Below are 17,355 nucleotides of genomic sequence, written 5' to 3'. Positions count from 1 at the left end.
CGTCAGGCCCTGCGCCACATTCCGACATTCCAGGTGTTGATGCGGGTGTTGACGTTCGGATTGATGCCTTCGATGCCCTGTTTGTTGCCTTGCACGGTCGCGTACTGGAAGAGCGGCAGGAAAGGCAGATCCTTGCGCATGATCTCCTGTACCTTGGCATAGGCCGCCTTGCGCTCTTCCGGCACGAAGACCTCGCCGCCCTTGGCGAGGAGGGCATCAACCTCTGGATTGGCGTATTGCCAGGTGTTCTGGCCGGCGCCACCCTTGGCCGGGATGGATGTCGAGCGGAAATAGTCGGACGTGTCGGGATCGGAACCGGTGAGGAAGTTGAGGCCGACAATGACCGTGTCGAATTTCGACATCATCCAGTATTCGCCCCACATCACCGCTGGCGGCAGGTTGGAGATCGACATCTCCACGCCGAGATCCTTGAAGGACTGCTGGATATATTGCTGGACCTGTTCGCGGATGTGGTTGCCGGCGGTCGTCGAGCAGGTGAAGGCCAGCTTCACGCCATCCTTGGCGCGGATGCCGTCCGGCCCCGGTGCCCAGCCGGCCGTGTCCAGCAGTTCCTTCGCCTTGTCGATGTCATAGGCCTGCTTCGGCAGATCCGGATTATAGTAGAAGGACTGCTGCGGCATGTAGGTTTCGGTTGGCGCCGGCAGGCCGTAATAGAGCGCGTCGATGATGGCGGCCTTGTCGATCGCCGCGTAAAGCGCCTCGCGCACGGCGGGATCCTTGAACTGCGGGCGGTCCATATTGAAGGAGAATGATTCCACCGTCGCGGCCGGCACAACGGAGACGGTCATGCCGGGAAGATCCTTCGCCTCTTCGTAATGGTCCGGCGTGATCCATTGCAGGCCAAGAACGTCGATGTCGCCGGCCTTGAACTGCGTGTACATGACGTTGAGATCGGGAATGTATTTGTAGATCAGCCGTTCGACATAAGGGCCCTCGGCGAAATAGTCGGCATTGGCTTCAAGCGTGATGTGGTCGCCTGCGACGCGCTCGACCCATTTGAACGGTCCCGTGCCGACCGGCGCATTGTTGAACGGTGCGTTGTTCGGATCGGCGGAGGCTGACATCAGGTGCTTCGGCGTGATGAAGGTCGAGGCGAGGATCGATGGGTAGGGCGCGAACGCCTTTTCCATGCGCCAGGTGATCTCGGTCGGCGAAACGACCTTCAGGTCGCGGATCAGGTCATGGCCGGTCTTGCGCCAGCTGCGGAAATCGGGGTTCACCAGAAGCTCGAATGTCGCCTTCACATCCTCGGCGGTGAAAGGCGCGCCGTCATGCCACTTCACGCCCTCGCGCAGCTTCACCTTCCAGGTCAGGCCGTCGGCGGAAATGCCGCCGTTTTCGACCGTCGGGACTTCGGCCGCGAGAGCCGCGACGAACTTGCCCTCGGGATCGACATAGAAGAGCGGATCGAAGAGGCTGAAATGGATGCCGTCGTCCACTTCGATATGCGGCATATGCGGATTGAAGACGGTCGGCTCCTGCGAGAAGCTGATGATCAACTGTCCCTTGATCGACTTCTCTCCGGCGGCGAGCGCCTGGCTGAAGCCAGGCACGCCGGAAAACACCACGCCCGAAGCCCTGAGCGCCATCAACCCAAGCGTCTGGCCCATGACCTGGCGACGTGTCGGGTGGGTCAGAACATCATTCTTGTTATCAGACATTTCATATCCCCTATGGTTGGTTGTGTCGTTCATGCTTGTTTGTCGCCCTCTGGCGGGGCGTTGGAATTTTGTGCGGCGGCGTCAGAAGCCGCTGACGAGTTCGATCTTCGAACCGTCCGAGAAGCGCTTGAAGCGGAAGGCCGTGGGATCGACGATCGGAGGCTTGCCGGTGACGATATCGGCCATCAATTTGCCTGCGGCCGGCCCGATCCCGAAGCCATGACCGGAAAAACCGGTCGCGAGATGGAAGCCGGGAATGGCATCGATCTTGTCGATCACCGGCACGGCATCCGGCGTCACGTCGATCATGCCGCCCCAGCGCTGGGCGATCTCAGCTTTCTTGAAGACCGGAAAAGCCTTGCTCAGACGCGACATGGCGCCATCGATCATTTTCTTCGACGGGATCGGGTCGAGCACGCGATTATACTCGAAAGGCGACGGTTCATCGAGCGACCAGCGGCGTGGGATGCGTGCATCGTCGAAATAACGGCCGCCGAGGCGGAAACGGAGTGAGCGCCACTCGTATTTATAGGCGGGCATGAACTGCCGCGCATAACGGAAGGATGCCGGCACGATATCGACGATGTTCTGCATGCCGTCGGCGATCGTATAGCCGCCATCCAGACGTTTGCGCAGGGCAAAGCCCGAGGCCCATATCGCTTCTTCCGGGCCGCCTTCCAGCGGCTTGGTGCGGAGAACGGAGTTGAGCACCCGCAGCTGCGGCAGGTCGAGACCGCTATTGCCCATGAACAGGCTGGACCAGGCGCCGCCGGCCAGAACCACCGCCTTGCAGGCGATTTCGCCGCGTTCCGTCACCACGCCCGACACCCGGCCACCGGAAAGCTGCAGGCCACGGACGGCGCATTCCGTCAGGATATGGGCGCCTCGTTCGCGGGCGGCCTCGGCGATAGCGGGGGCGGCCCGTTGCGGTTCGGCACGGCAATCGCCGGCGGTGTAGAGCGCGCCCTTGATATCGAGGTTGGAGCCCGGATATTTCTCCTTGAATTCGGCAGCGCTCAGCATGCGGCTTTCGATCTGGTAGCCTTCCAGATTGCGTGTCCAGCGTTCATGCTCTTCATATTGCTGGTCGTTGGCGCAGGTGAAGACGATGCCGGCGCGCTTGAAACCCGTTTCGCGGCCGGTGCGGCGGTTGAGATCCGCCCAGATGCGCAGGGATTCCGCCATCAGCGGCACTTCGCGCGGGTCACGTCTCGAGATGCGGACCCAGCCCCAGTTACGGCTGGACTGCTCGTGGCCGATGCCGCCTTTTTCGCAAAGCGCGACCCTCATTCCCTGCTCGGCAAGTTCGAGTGCCGTCGATGATCCGATAATGCCGCCGCCGATGATCACGACATCGACTTCCTTGGGCAGTTCGGCATCACCGTGAACGGGAACGACATAGGGACCGGGCATTTCAGTATTACTCCTTGGGATGGCTTGAATGGTGGGGTAGGCCGGTCGCGGCCAATTTCATGTGCTGTTGAGACTGACGATGCGACGATAGGTGCGGCTGAGGATGGAGATCAGCAGTCGGTGTTCCTCGTCGGTTACGTCCGGAAAGAAATCCCGCGACTGCTTGACAACGATGGGACGGATCGTCGCGGCGAGATCACGGCCCTTGCGGGTGATGAACAGGCCCTGGGCGCGGTTGTCGTCACCGTCGGTCTTGCGCGTGAGGAGCCCATGTTCCTCCATCTGGTCGATGACACGCACCATGGCCGAGCGGTCGCGCAGGATGAGTTCGGCAATGGCGGAGGGGCGAATTCCCGGGTGCCGGTCGACGAGGAGCAGCGTGGTGATCTTGCCTGTGCCCTTGGCGACTTCGAGCCCGTCGAGCTTCTCGTCGAGATCGCGCGAGACCGCGATATTGAGGGTGCGGATGTAGTAGCTCAGGATGTCCTCGAGCACATCCAGGCCGAGATCGGCCACTTCCGCCGCGCCGGTACCACGTCTGACTGCACTCGCCATGCTGCCCCCTGATGAAGACAATAGATTTCACTTCCGGCAGCCAGAAACTGCAGGCTTAAATCACGCTGGATGCACTCAATTTACTGACGGAGGACCGCGAAGATCCGCGTCTCAGGTCTTGTTTTGAAGCTGCTCCGCCGGATATGCGTGCGCCTCACCACTGGCATTCAAATCCCATTAGTGGACGTTTGCAACTATTATTCCGCAAAATTGCCGATAAAAATTTCAGCTTCGGAAACTGCGCAATTTATGTGCGAATGACGATAGCCTTTGTCTACCGGGCCTTTTGTTGCTGGATTGGGGAAAGCGGATAACCCGGCAAATCCTCGGCTGGGCTGGCCGGCCATTGGCGGTAGATTTCCACGACATGTGTCGTCGCATCCTGCAGATGCTCGTGTAGTTCGTCGCGCAGGCGGATGACGTCACGGGCGCGCAGGGCCTCGATGATCGGATCATGGGTTTTGGCAATCTCGACGGGATTGTCATAGATGCGGCCGACAAGGGCGATGCCTGAGCGGAGCTCGGTGGCGATCTGGTCGAAGAGCTTGAGAATGCGGGAATTGCCGCCGACTTCGCAGAGCATCCGGTGGAAGGCGTAGTCCTCGACCACCTGTTCTTGGGTCCGGCCCTCCGCGCCGAGCTGCTTCAAGAGCTCAACCTGGGCTTCGAGGCGCTTGAAATCATCGTCGGTCATCTTGGCGATAACGGCCTGGGCGTTGTGGAGCTCCAGACATTCGCGCAGGTCGTAGATCTCCAGCAACTCGTCGGCATTGTAGCTCTTCACGAAGAACCCGCGTCGCGGATGCGAGACGATCAGTCCCTGGCTTTCCAGCAGTCGCAGGGCTTCGCGCACCGGTGCGCGGGATGTGCCCATCTGTTCGGCCAGCCGGGCTTCGGTGACACGCTCGCCCGGCCGCAAAAGCCCGTCGCCGATGGCGCGCAACACCAGGTCGGCGATACGACTTGGCAAATCGGCCTGCTCAAGCACTCGAAACATTCTGCCGGTCCTTTTCTCATCGGTTGCACGTTTTTAGCCGCATCCCGCAGGGCTGGCATCCCAAAGCGGGATGCCGGTTCGTGGAGCGCCGTACCGACAAGATAGATCGTCGTTCGTCGATTGTCGACGATTGACACGGAGGTCGAGGTCGGTATCATGACCACAAAATGACCGCTGTACAAAAAATGCGCAGCGACAAGAATAGTGGGAACAGATGTGACGAAACCGAACGGGACAGCCGGCGAGGCTGCGCTGGGGCTGGCTTGTTGTCCTGATGCCGGGCTCGCGAAGCATAGGGAGATGTCTGCGGCCACCCGCCGTGGCCGCGGGTGTTCACCCGACTTTGATGCCGCACGAAGCGAGGCTGCCTCGTGAGCGCGCTGGCTGGCGGCCAGGCCGTGGAGGTCGTTGCTCTTTCCCGTACATTCGACCTTTGCCGGATATTCGAAAGCAATGCCGATGTGGCGTTGCGGGTGGTTAGGCCTGATGAGGTTGTCGATCCGGCACGCGTCGAGATCGCACTCGCCTGGATGCCTGAGGAAAGGGCGTTCGATGCCTATCCCAACCTGAAAATGGTGTCGTCGATCGCCGCCGGCGTCGACAGCATATTGGCTTGTCCTTCGCTGCCGAAAGATGTGGTCGTGACGCGGGTACGCGATCACGCCCAGGCCGATCTGATGGCTGGTTTCGCCGCCTGGCAGGTGGTCTGGCATCACCGGCGCATGGGCGACTATATCACCAACCAGGCGCGGCGCAGCTGGGATCGCAGTTTTCGCCCGCAGGCTCCCGGCTCTGTCACGGTCGGCGTGCTCGGCTACGGATTGATGGGCAGGCGCTGCGCGATGGCAATTGCAGCCATGGGATTTCGAGTTCTCGTAGCCCGCAGCTCCGTTCCCACGACACCAGAAGCACCGCTTGACGGGATCGAGATCATCGCCGGCCCAGGTGCCATTCTCAGCGTTGCGGCGGAGGCTGATATTCTCGTCAACGTTCTGCCGCTTACGGATACGACGCGGGATCTGCTGGACGGAAACTTCTTCGCGCAGATGAAGCCGGGTGCGGCGCTGGTCCAGATGGGTCGCGGCGAGCATATGGTCGAGGCCGATCTTATCGAAGCTCTCGATGGTGGTCAGCTGGCCGGCGCCAGCGTCGATGTCTTTCGGCAGGAGCCACCGGCCGAGGACCATCCGTTCTGGTCTCATCCCAGGATCATGGTGACGCCGCACAAGGCATCCGACACCACGCCGGCGGAAATCCTCCGCCAGGTCACAGAGAATTTTTCGGCGCTCCGCGAAGGGCGCCTACCACCGGGTCTCGTCAACAGGGAAGCCGGCTACTGATCTCGTAAGCATTCCAATCTCGATTTCATGAAGGACAAGAGCATGACAGTGCCTACTCGCCTAATGACGAACGGAAAGATCTGGTGCGGCCTCAAGGAAGGGTTTGCAGAAGCGATCGCCATCGACGGCGACAAGGTTCTGGCAACGGGCACAGCCGCTGAGATGGCTGCGCTTGCAGGTCCCGAAACCGAGATCATCGATCTTGAAGGCAAGCTCGCGACGCCCGGTCTCAACGATGCGCATATGCACCTGCATCACTACGGAAGAAGCCTTGTCGAACTGGATCTGCGTCCGGCTGCCGGTGTCACCAGCGTTCAGGCGATCGTCGACCTCGTTAAGGAGGCCGTTGCCAATGCCGAGCCGGGACAATGGATCCTCGGACGTGGCTATGACCATGACAAGCTTGCCGAACTCGAACATCCGACGAAATGGGATCTCGATACCGTCTCGCCCGACAACCCGGTTTTCCTGACCCGCACCTGCGGACACACGACGGTCGGCAATTCGCTTGCGCTGAAGGCCGGCGGCATCGGCCGCGATACGCCCGACCCGTTCGGCGGCAAGATCCGCCGCCGCAACGGCGAACCCGACGGCATCCTTTTCGAGAACGCCCGCGATGCCGTGCGGGCTGTCATGCCGCCGATCACGGAAAGCCAGCTTGTCGCGGCCATCGAACGCGGTGGCAAGAAGCTTCTTACATTCGGCATCACCTCCATCATGGAAGCCGCGATCGGTATCGGGGAAGGTGAGGTCGAACTCGACGCCTACCTGACGGCGCATGAGCAGAATCGCATTCCGCTGCGTGTGGCCGGCACGCTGATGGGCGATCTTGAGCGCAATATCGTCGACTATGCCCATTCCAAGGGGCTGGTGACCGGCGTGGGCGACGATATCTTCCGCATCGGTCCGGTCAAGTTCTTCACCGATGGGTCGGCCGGTGCCGGCACGGCCTGGTTCTCGATCCCTTACGAGAACGACGAGACAAATTTCGGCGTCCGCTGCCTGACGCAGGAGCAGACCGACGAACTGACGCTGAAGGCGCATCGCCTCGGTTATCAGATCGCCCCGCATGCGATTGGCGACGCAGCCATTTCCATGGTGCTCAACGCCTATGAGAAGGCCTATGCGGAAATGCCGGATCCTGACCGCCGCCACCGCATCGAGCATTGCGGCTGGCATGTGCCGGAGGATCTGGCGCGCCTCAAGGCGATGAAGGTCATTCCGGCCGGCCAGCCGTCCTTCCTCTATTTCTTCGGCGAGGGCTATTACACGATCCTCGGTTCGGAACGGCCGCAGCATTGCTATCCGTTCAAGACCTGGTTCGAAGAGGGCCTGCATCCTTCCGCCTCCACCGATTGCCCGGTCACTTCGCCGGATCCGATGCCCTGCCTTTACGCGATGGTCGCCCGCAAGTCCGATACCGGCAAGCCGCTCGGCCTGGCGCAGGCGCTTTCCGTCGCCGAGGCACTGCATCTCTACACCTACGAGGCGGCTTACGGTGTCCATGACGAAGAGCGCAAGGGACGCCTGATCCCCGGCCAGCTCGCCGATATCGCGGTGTTCGACACGGACTTCTTCGCTGTCGAACCGGAAGCATTCCTGTCCGCCAAGTGCCTGATGACCGTGCTCGGCGGCGAGGTGGTCTACCGCGCCCGAGACAGGTTGCCCCGCCATACCCGGAACTCGCCCAAGCGGGCTCCCTGAAATGCACCGACCTCGCGATATCATGAAATGGAAGGCACCCATGACGACAACTGCAGACGTGATTCTGACCGGCGGCAAGATCTGGCTCGGTCAGAAGGAAGGTTTCGCCGAGGCGCTTGCCATTTCCGGGGACAAGGTGCTTGCCTCCGGCTCCGCGGCCGAGATGGCGACGATTGCCGGCCCGCAGACCGAGGTGATCGCGCTCGAGGGCCGACTTGCCACGCCGAGCTTCTATGATGTGCATACGCATCTGGCGGCCTTCGGTCTCGGCCTGAAGAACCTCGATCTCAATCCGCGCAAGGTCACGTCCGTCGGTTCGCTTCTGGGCGAGGTCGCCGAAGCCGCAAAATCCCGTCAGCCCGGCGAATGGATCATCGGCCGCGGCTATGACCATTCCAAGCTTTCCGAAAACCGCCACCCGACCCGCCGCGAGCTGGACGAGGTCGCGCCGAACAATCCGGTCTATGTGGTGCGCGCCTGCGGCCATGTGGGCGTCGCCAATTCGATTGCCCTGCAGCTAGCCGGCATTGGCCACAACACGCCCGATCCGGACGGCGGCACGATCGGCCGGGCGAATGGCGAATTGACCGGCCTTTTGGCCGAAAACGCCCGACAGCCGGTCGCCGAGCAGATGCCGGCGCCGGGTCTGGAAGATTATGTCGAGGCGATCGAGGCCGGCGGCAAGATGATGCTGAGCTACGGCATCACGTCCACCATGGATGCCGCCGTCGGCATGAACCACGGCTGGACCGAGTTCAAGGCCTACGAAACCGCCAAGCAAACCGGTCGCCTGCCGGTGCGCGTCTCCATGTGCCTGATCGGCGACAAGGAGCGCAACATTCTCGAAAAGGCGACCGAGGAAGGTTATGTCGCCGGACAGGGCGACGACATGCTGCGGCTGCGCCAGGTCAAGATCTTCGTCGACGGCAGTATCGGCGGCAAGACGGCGGCGATGAAGACGCCCTATGCCGGCACGAAGGATGAATACGGGCTCTTCTGCCTGACGCAGGACGAGACCGACGGGCTGGTGAAGCGCGCCCATGATCTCGGCTACCAGATGGCCGTGCATGCGATCGGCGACGCGGCGATCGAGCGGATCCTCGATGCGATCCGCGCCGCGCAGGACGCCAATCCGGCGGCCGACCGCCGCCACCGGATCGAGCATTGCGGCTGGCTGAGCCACGAGCAGATCGCCACCATGGTCGAGCTCGGTGTCATTCCGGCGCCGCAGCCAGATTTCATCTATTATTTCGGCGACCAGTATGTGGAAGTGCGCGGCAAGGAAGCGTCCGACTTTGCCTATCCGATGCGCACCTGGATCGATGCCGGTCTGCGCCCGTCTGCTTCGACCGACTGCCCGGTGACGCCGCTCAATCCCTTCGCCGGCCTCTATGCGATGGTGACCCGCACCACCGACAAGGGGACCGTGCTCGGTGCCGACCAGGCGCTGACCATGGAAGAGGCGCTCAACGCCTATACGCTGGAATCCGCCTATGCCGCCCATGAGGAAGAGGTGAAGGGGCGCCTGGTGCCCGGCCAGCTCGCCGATATCGCGGTCTTCTCGAACGACCTCTTCGAAATCGAGCCCTCCGAGATTCTCAACACAAGCTGCGAGATGACGCTTCTCGGCGGCAAGGTCGTCTACACGAAGCAGGAGGTGCAGACATGATTGCAGTCATCCTGCGTCGCCTGGGGCTCTCGATCCCCGTTCTTTTCGGGGTTCTCGTTTTCGGCTTTCTGCTGTTGCAGATGGTGCCCGGTGACCCGGCTATCGTTCTCGCCGGGCCGACCGCGCCTCCCGATGTGGTCGAGGAGATCCGGCGGTCGATGGGACTAGATCAGCCGCTTCTCGTGCAGTTCTGGATGTATCTTGAGCGGGTGCTTGTCGGCGATCTCGGCCGGTCGATGATCTCCAACAAGCCGGTCATCGAGGAGCTTCTGACGGCCATCGTGCCGACGATCGAGTTGATGTTCGCCTGCCTGATCTGGTCGATCCCGCTCGGGATCGCCATGGGCACGGTCGCCGCGATGCGTCGCGGCTCGCTCGTCGACCGCGCGGTGATGGCGCTGTCGGTTGCGGGTATTTCCCTGCCGGTCTTCTTTATCAGCCTGATCCTCATCCAGGCCTTCGGGGTGTCGCTCAGGCTGTTTCCCTTCGTCGGCCGCGGTGGGCCTCTCTGGACGCTTGATGGCCTCAGCCACATCTTCCTGCCGGCGCTGTCGCTCGGCATGGTCTTCATCGGCCCGGTCGCCCGCATGACACGCTCGTCCGTGCTTGAAGTGCTCGAACTCGACCACGTTCGTACCGCCCGCGCCAAGGGACTGCCGGAGCGCACGGTCGTGTTCCGCCACGGATTGCGTAATGCCCTGATCCCCGTGGTCACCCTGGTCGGTTTGCAGACCGGCTACCTGCTCGGCGGCGCCGTGGTGACGGAGACGATCTATTCCTGGCCGGGCATCGGACGGCTCGCCGTCGGCGGCATCCTGTCCAGCGATTTCACCATCGCCCAGGGCTGCATCCTCGCCATGGCCGTGACCTTCATTGCGATCAACCTGATCGTCGACCTCCTCTATTCGGTTCTCGACCCGCGGGTGAACAGATGAGCGCTATCACGACAGACGACACCGCCAAGCAGGCTGCGGCTGCACCCGCCGATCGTGCCTGGTGGAAACGCTTCCTGCGGGATCGCGCCGCACTTCTTGCGATCACCGTGTTGGCGCTGATCTGCCTTGCGGCGATCTTTGCGCCGCTGCTGGCGCCCTACGATCCCTATGAAAGCTCTCGCAGAACCATGCTGCCGCCGGCCTGGGCCGCGCGGGGGAATATCGAGTATTTGCTCGGAACGGATCCTCAGGGACGCGATATCCTGAGCCGGCTGCTCTATGGCACGCGGCTGACGTTGCTGATCGGCCTCGCCTCGGTCGCTATCGGCGGCGTGCTGGGCTCGTTCCTCGGCCTGCTCGCCGCCTTCTACCAGAAGCTCGATCCGTGGATCATGCGTTTCTCGGATATCCTCCTGTCGCTGCCGGCGATCCTTCTCGGGCTGGCGCTGGTTGCCGCCATGGGCCAGGGCGTCACGCCCATCCTGCTGGCGCTGGTCATCTCGACTATTCCGGACTGTGCCCGTGTGGCGCGGGGTATCGGCATCGGCATCATGGGGCAGGAATTCATCACGGCAGGCCGCTCGCTCGGCATTCGTGATCCGCAGCTGTTCTCGCGCTACCTCGTGCTCAATTGCATTTCGTCGGTGCTGATCTTCCTTAGCCTACGCTTTGGCCAGCTGATCCTGATCGCCGCGTCGTTGTCCTTCCTCGGACTCGGCGCCCGTCCTCCGGTCGCCGAGCTCGGCATGATGGCGGCGCAGGGCCGGGACTTCTTCCTGTTCGCCCCGCATATCGCGGTCATCCCCTCCATCCTCATCCTCGTCATCGTGATGGCCGCCAATGTGGTCGGCGACACGCTGCGCGACGTGCTGGATCCGCGTCTCAAGACCTGACCGGGAGCGGGCTCCCACCGCTCCCGGCCTGCCTGAACTGCTGACATGACCCCTATCCCAACAAGGAGCCATTGCCATGATGATGAAACGCCACAGACGACTGATGACAGCGACCCTTGCCGCCGCCGTCACGCTGACGTTCGGCACGCTTGCCATGGCGCAGGACGTAAAAATCTCGCGCCGCATCGACAGCAACAATTACGATCCGCACAAGACGACGGCGACGGCCGCTGCCGAAGTGCTGTTCATGCTGGCCGATACGCTGGTCACCATCGACTACGACATGCAGACGCTGCATCCGGGCCTGGCGAAAAGCTGGGATGTTTCCGCCGATGGCCTGACCTACACGTTCCATCTTCGCGACGACGTGAAATTCTGCGGCGGCAAGTCGATGACGGCGGAAGATGTCGCCTACAGCTTCAAGCGCTGGATCGACCCCGCGACCAAATCGCCGGTGGCATGGCGCGCAGGCGAGGTCGAGAGCATTACCGCAACCGATCCGACGACCCTGCAGTACAAGCTGAAGAAGCCCTATTCGGAACTGCTCTACCAGCTGACCCAGAGCTTCGCCGTGGTGATTGACAAGGAATCCGTCGACAAGCTCGGACCGGATTTCGGCGTCAAGGGCATGAATGCCACCGGTCCGTTCTGCTGGGGCGAATGGGCGCCGCGCGACAAGATGGTGCTCACCCGCAACGATGCCTATACCTGGGGTCCGGAAATCTACGCCAACAAGGGACCTGCCAAGGTCGACGGCGTCACCTGGTCGATTATCGGTGAGGAAAACACCCTCACCGCGGCCCTGATGACCGGCCAGACGGACGTATCTAACTACGTGCCGCCGATCGCGCTGCAGCAGTTCGAGAGCATGCCGGGCTTCGTCACCAGCAAGTCCCAGTCGGCGCGCTATACCTATTTCGTCGGCTTCAAGCTCGACAAGCCGACGGTCAGCGATCTCGCCGTCCGCCAGGCGATCAACTACGCGGTCGACCGCGTCGCCCTCGTGCAGGACCAGCTCTACGGCACGGTCGAGCCGGCCTATACCTACATCACCGAGGACACGCTGGACTGGAACAAGGACGTCGACAAGACGCTCATCAAGGATTTCGACCCGGAAAAGGCCAAGAGCCTGCTGGATGAAGCCGGCTGGAAGGTCGGGTCGGACGGCATCCGCGAAAAGGATGGCGTCAAGCTCGCGCCGGTTCTCTACAGCTTCAACGGTGCATGGATCAACATCATGCAGCAGGTGCAGGCCGAGCTTCTGAAGATCGGCGTCAACCTGCAGATCCAGACCTTCGACGCGACCGTCGTGTGGGGCAAGCTCGCCACCCAGGAATACGACATGTTCACCATGGGCTACCCGTATTTCTCCGCGGGTGACGCGATGAACCTCTATTTCCGCTCGGGCAACACGCCGGCCCCGAACCGCACGAACTGGAAGGATCCGGAAACGGATGCGCTGCTGGTCGCCGGCTCGGCCGCGACATCCGAGGCCGAGCGCGCCAAGGATTTCGGCAAGGTGCTCTACAAGGTGCATGAGGCCGTCAACTGGCTGCCGCTCTACCACACGCCGATCATCATCGTGCAGAGCGACAAGCTGAAGCCTCTCAAGGCGCATCCGATCTATGGCGCGGCCTATTACAAGGGCCTCGACCTGGAATTCACCGAGTAACGAATGCGACGGCCGGTCCCGGGATCCGGGGCCGGCCGTTCCCGATCTCTACATCACCCTGCGACAGGACAGGCCGCGCAGTCAGAAAGGTCAATGCAATGAACATGCTCCCGAATTCGATCGAGGCGCGCGATATCCGCTCACAGATGCCGGCCGTCGCAGACATGCGCAAGCATGAGGAAACCGGTTCGCTGGTCATCGAACGCGGCGAGGGCATCTATGTCTTCGACAACAATGGCAAGCGCTATATCGAAGGCCTTGCCGGTCTCTGGTCGGTTGCCGTCGGCTTCGGCGAGGAGCGGCTTGCAAAGGCTGCCTATGACCAGATGTCGAAGCTGCCCTACTACCACATCTTCAACTACAAGACCCACGGCCCCTCGGTGGAACTGGCCGAGAAGATCCTGTCCATGCTGCCTTTCGAAATGTCGAAAGTGCATTTCGCCTCGTCGGGATCGGAAGCCAACGACCTCTCCGTCAAGCTGGTCTGGTATTACAACAATGCGCTCGGCCGGAAGGACAAGAAGAAGATCATCGGCCGCATCAAGGGCTATCACGGCGTCACCGTCGTCGCCGCCTCGATCAATGGCCTGCCGCGCAATCACGAAAGCTTCGACCTGCCGCTCGAGCGGATGATCCACACGTCCTGCCCGTCCTACCCTCATTTCGGCAAGGATGGCGAGACCGAAGCCGAGTTCACTGCGCGCACTCTGCAGGAACTGGAAGGCCTGATCCTCAAGGAAGGCCCGGAAACGATCGCCGCTTTCTGGGGCGAGCCGGTCATGGGGGCCGGCGGCGTGCTGATCCCGGCTGCCGGCTATTGGGAAGGCGTGCAGAAGATCCTGAAGAAATACGACATCCTGCTCGTCGCCGACGAAGTCATCTGCGGCTTCGGCCGCACCGGCAAGATGTTTGCCTGCGAGACCTATGATATCGTGCCGGATATCCTCGTCCTGTCGAAGCAGATTTCGTCCTCCTACCTGCCGCTTTCGGCGATCGTTCTCAATGACAAGCTCTATCAGGTTGTCGCCGACGAATCCCATCGCATCGGCTCCTTCGGCCATGGCTTCACGGCATCGGGCCATCCGGTCGTCACGGCCGTCGCGCTGGAAAACCTGAAGATCATCGAAGAGCGCGATCTGCTCGGCAACGTTCAGCGCCTGTCGCCCGCGTTCCTGAAGGGTCTCGAAGAGCTGGCTTCCCATCCGCTTGCGTCGTCCTGGCGCGGTATCGGGCTGATCGGCGCCGTCGAACTGAAGCCCTCCGACAAGGCGGGCGCGATGGCGACGGCAGTTGCCGAGCGCATGCAGGAGGAAGGCCTGATCATCCGCGGCATCGGCGAGGCGCTCTGCTTCTGCCCGCCGCTGATCATCACGGAAGAACAGATCACCGATATGTTCGCCATCGCCCGCAAGGCGCTCGACATGGTCGCCGCCGAGCAGGCTTAAGCGGCCGATACTTCTTTGAGCTCCGCATTCTTAGAGCGGGGCTCTCACCACTATCCATATTCATAGGGAGCCGATCACATGAGGAAGGTCATTCGCGCAGGGCACGTCGTCGCGTTTCAGGATGGTGGGCACAAGAACCTGCGCAACGGCACCATCGTCATCGAGGATGATCGTATCGTTCATGTGGGCGGCGGCGAGTTCGAAGGGCAGGCAGACGAATTCATCGATGCCACCGACAAGATCGTCACCCCGGGTTTCATCAACACCCATACGCATATCAGCGAGGGTTATTTCGACCGCTCCTTCGTCGAAGACCGCGGGCCGCGCAATTTCTATCTTTCCGGCTTGTTCGAGTTCCTGACCGCCCGCAACGGGGCGATCACCGAGGAAGCGCGCGAGGCTTCGATTCGCGCCTCGATGCCGGAACTGATCCGCACCGGCACGACGACGGTGGTCGAGATGGGGCTGAGCGGCCACTACGTTGCCGGGCAGGCGGAGAAGGCGGGACTGCGTGCCTATATCGGCGAATTCTACCGCTCCGGCCGCTGGTATACGGACGACGGCCGAAGCGTGAAATACGAATGGCTGGAGGATGATGGCGCCGCTGCAATGAAGAAAGCGGTCGATTTCGTCAAGGAGATCGATGGACGCGCCAATGGCAGGATCAAGGGTTTTCTCACGCCCGCGCAGGTCGATACCTGCTCCGAAGCGCTTCTTCGTCGTTCCCGTGAGGTGGCGGAGGAACTGAAGGTGCCGATGGCGCTGCATGTGTCGCAGTCGGTGCCGGAATTCCAGGAAATGGTGCGCCGGAACGGCTGCTCACCGATCGAGTGGCTGGAAAAGATCGGCTTCCTCGGCAATGACGTCATTCTCGGCCATGCCATCATGCCGGGTGGTTCGAGCTGGGTGAATTACTATGCCGACGATCTCAGTATCCTGGCCGATACCGGTACCAATGTCGCCCATGCAGTCTGGGTCTTCGCCCGCCGCGGCATCGCCATGGAAAGCTATTCGAAATACCTCGCCCGCGGCATCAACATGACGCTTGCGACCGACACCAGCCCGCAGAGCATGATCGAGGCTTTGCGCTGGACGGCCGTCATCGCCAAGATCATGGACCGGCGCACCGAGGTGGCGACAGCGGCCGACGTGTTCAATTCGGCGACGCTCTCCGGCGCGAAATCGCTCGGCCGCGACGATCTTGGACGCCTCGCGCCCGGTGCCAAGGCGGATCTGCTGTTCTGGGAAGGTGCCAGCCTGTTCATGACGCCGATGCGCGATCCCATCCGCAACATCGTCTATTCCGCGCAGCCGGAAGACCTGAATGCGACGATGGTGGACGGGGTCTTCATCATGAAGGACCGCATCGTGCCGGGCTATGACATCAAGGCCATCACGGCGGACCTGCAGAAGGGCGCCGAGCATATGTGGGCAAACATGCACCATCAGGACTGGGCGCATCGCGACATCAATGCCCTGTCGCCGGACAGTTATCAGGAATTCCGGGTCTAGCCGCGGATCGGCGGCGCGTAATGCTGCCGCCGGATTTCGGGCTAGCGCCTGGAGCTTTTCGGGCCGGGCAGCATCGAGCGCAACACGCCGTCGCGCATAACGTAGTGATGGAATAGCGCTACGCAGGCATGGGCTACCGCCACGCCGATGATGATCCAGGCAATGTTCTCGTGCAGCGTCAGAACCAGATCACGGCTGTCACCGGGCACGACGACGAGGGGCGTTATTGTCGGAATGCCGAATAGCGGAAAAGGCTTTCCCTGCGACCATCCAAAGAGATAGCCCAGCACGGCCTGGGCGATGAGAAGACAGTAGAGCAAGCCATGGACGGCATTGGCGGCGACACGCTGCAGGCGCGGAATGGCAATCGGGCTGCGCCTACCCCTGGTCATCCGCCAGATCAGGCGCAGCAAGATGACGATCGACAACGCGACCCCGAGCGTCATGTGGGATTGCGCGAGAAAAGATCTCGGCGCAGTTCCTCTTTCGAGAAGCGGCCAGATCTGCGAGCTGCCGAACTGCCAAAGCACGAGGGCAACGGTCAGCCAGTGAAACAGGATCGTTGTTCGATCATAGCGGCCAACATTCTTGATGCGGATTTCTGCGCGCGTGGTTTGGTCCATGGGACACCTCCTTCGGGTACGGAGGAAAGACACTGCAGGCGGCTGATTTATTCGTTCACTTCGGCGGGAGGTGGCCATGCGCAATTGGCGATTGTGGGTGCATCGGCGATTTTGCCGTGAATCTCAACCAGTTGGTGAGTGCGCAATAAAACCCTGAAAACCAAGGTATGTCGGCAATAAAAGATTACGCTTGAGTCTATTTACATACCGATTGATATGTATGTAATAGCATGATTATGAAAAAGGCACAGGTATCCCGTCGCTCACAAATTGAGCGCACCGCTGAAACCCAGTCGGTGTTGATCCAGGCTGCAGTCCGGCTGTTGGCAACGGCCGGCTATGGCAAGACCACGACCCAGTCGATCGCCAAGGAAGCGGGCGTGACCACAGGCGCCCTGCACCATCATTTCCCGACCAAGGACGACCTGATGCTGGCCGTGCTCGACCAGTCGGCCATCACCGTCGAGGCGAAGCTGGAGGCGGAGAACGCCATGCCGTTCACCGGCAAGGCGAGTATCCGCGATGTGGTCGACCATCTCTGGCAGATCTACGGCCAGCCCGATTACTGGGCGGTCTGGGAAATCATCATCGGCACGCGTGTCGATGCCGGCGTGCACCAGCGGGTGCTGGAGCACCGTGCCCAGTCGATGGCCAATGTCATGCTGCCGTGGCTGAAGCGCGTCGACAGCCTGACCGGTTCCGTCACGCGTAGCGATGCTGCCGAGATCTTCGAATTCATGCTGATCACCATTCGCGGCCTCAGCCTCGAGCGCTTCATGGACAAGGACCCCGCCTATTTCGAGCGGCATCTCTCCATGCTGGCGGATTTCGTGAGCTTCCGTCTCCAGAGCCTGGAGCAGCAGCTCGCTCACCAAGAAACCAAACTTTGAGATCCATATAAGAGGGGACTTCAAG

Annotated in this window: 14 protein-coding genes; 9 read left to right on the top strand and 5 right to left on the bottom strand. The window is 61.5% G+C overall.

The annotated features are described in order from the left end of the window. Positions 1 to 2: 2 nt before the first annotated feature. From BM216_RS13650 to BM216_RS13635, 4 genes are all read right to left on the bottom strand, one after another. Complete coding sequence (locus BM216_RS13650) at positions 3 to 1,682, bottom strand: peptide ABC transporter substrate-binding protein (RefSeq protein ID WP_092999715.1); 1,680 nt, start codon at positions 1,680 to 1,682, stop codon at positions 3 to 5. An 81-nt stretch (positions 1,683 to 1,763) separates the two neighbouring features. Further along, a complete protein-coding gene (locus BM216_RS13645; RefSeq protein ID WP_092999714.1) occupies positions 1,764 to 3,095 on the bottom strand; it encodes an NAD(P)/FAD-dependent oxidoreductase in 1,332 nt (443 codons plus the stop codon). 57 nt (positions 3,096 to 3,152) lie between these two features. Then, a complete protein-coding gene (locus BM216_RS13640; RefSeq protein ID WP_092999713.1) occupies positions 3,153 to 3,650 on the bottom strand; it encodes a MarR family winged helix-turn-helix transcriptional regulator in 498 nt (165 codons plus the stop codon). 274 nt (positions 3,651 to 3,924) lie between these two features. After that, positions 3,925 to 4,647, bottom strand: a complete 723-nt coding sequence (locus BM216_RS13635) for a GntR family transcriptional regulator (RefSeq protein ID WP_092999712.1) — start codon at positions 4,645 to 4,647, stop codon at positions 3,925 to 3,927. Positions 4,648 to 5,018: 371 nt separating this feature from the next. Between BM216_RS13635 and BM216_RS13630 the strand changes: the two genes are divergently transcribed. The 8 genes from BM216_RS13630 (at position 5,019) to BM216_RS13595 (ending at position 15,817) form a co-directional block, all read left to right on the top strand. After that, positions 5,019 to 5,987, top strand: a complete 969-nt coding sequence (locus BM216_RS13630) for a 2-hydroxyacid dehydrogenase (RefSeq protein WP_244530168.1) — start codon at positions 5,019 to 5,021, stop codon at positions 5,985 to 5,987. A gap of 42 nt (positions 5,988 to 6,029) precedes the next feature. After that, on the top strand, positions 6,030 to 7,691 hold the full coding sequence (locus BM216_RS13625) for an amidohydrolase (RefSeq protein ID WP_177230780.1): 1,662 nt from the start codon (positions 6,030 to 6,032) through the stop codon (positions 7,689 to 7,691). A gap of 40 nt (positions 7,692 to 7,731) precedes the next feature. Further along, complete coding sequence (locus BM216_RS13620) at positions 7,732 to 9,360, top strand: amidohydrolase (RefSeq protein ID WP_092999710.1); 1,629 nt, start codon at positions 7,732 to 7,734, stop codon at positions 9,358 to 9,360. After that, positions 9,357 to 10,295, top strand: a complete 939-nt coding sequence (locus BM216_RS13615; RefSeq protein WP_092999709.1) for an ABC transporter permease — start codon at positions 9,357 to 9,359, stop codon at positions 10,293 to 10,295. Before BM216_RS13620 ends, BM216_RS13615 begins: the two co-directional genes overlap by 4 nt. Beyond that, positions 10,292 to 11,188 carry an ABC transporter permease gene (locus BM216_RS13610; protein WP_092999708.1) on the top strand — a complete coding sequence of 299 codons (897 nt, stop codon included), beginning with the start codon at positions 10,292 to 10,294 and terminating at the stop codon, positions 11,186 to 11,188. Before BM216_RS13615 ends, BM216_RS13610 begins: the two co-directional genes overlap by 4 nt. Positions 11,189 to 11,264: 76 nt before the next feature. Beyond that, positions 11,265 to 12,860 (top strand): ABC transporter substrate-binding protein, encoded by a 1,596-nt coding sequence (locus BM216_RS13605; RefSeq protein WP_210217040.1) that lies wholly within the window; start codon positions 11,265 to 11,267, stop codon positions 12,858 to 12,860. Positions 12,861 to 12,958: 98 nt separating this feature from the next. Continuing rightward, positions 12,959 to 14,305 (top strand): aspartate aminotransferase family protein, encoded by a 1,347-nt coding sequence (locus BM216_RS13600; protein ID WP_092999707.1) that lies wholly within the window; start codon positions 12,959 to 12,961, stop codon positions 14,303 to 14,305. 78 nt (positions 14,306 to 14,383) lie between these two features. Continuing rightward, entirely contained in the window at positions 14,384 to 15,817 is a 1,434-nt protein-coding gene (locus BM216_RS13595; protein WP_092999706.1) for an amidohydrolase family protein, read from the top strand. A gap of 41 nt (positions 15,818 to 15,858) precedes the next feature. Here the strand turns inward: BM216_RS13595 and BM216_RS13590 are convergent, their stop codons facing one another. Then, positions 15,859 to 16,440, bottom strand: a complete 582-nt coding sequence (locus tag BM216_RS13590; RefSeq protein ID WP_177230779.1) for a cytochrome b — start codon at positions 16,438 to 16,440, stop codon at positions 15,859 to 15,861. Positions 16,441 to 16,670: 230 nt separating this feature from the next. Between BM216_RS13590 and BM216_RS13585 the strand changes: the two genes are divergently transcribed. Continuing rightward, positions 16,671 to 17,330, top strand: a complete 660-nt coding sequence (locus BM216_RS13585; protein ID WP_092999704.1) for a TetR/AcrR family transcriptional regulator — start codon at positions 16,671 to 16,673, stop codon at positions 17,328 to 17,330. The last annotated feature ends 25 nt before the right edge of the window (positions 17,331 to 17,355 follow it).

It is taken from the genome of Rhizobium sp. NFR07, from assembly GCF_900111905.1.
Lineage (GTDB): Bacteria > Pseudomonadota > Alphaproteobacteria > Rhizobiales > Rhizobiaceae > Neorhizobium.
This window is presented reverse-complemented; position numbering and strand designations above follow the sequence as displayed.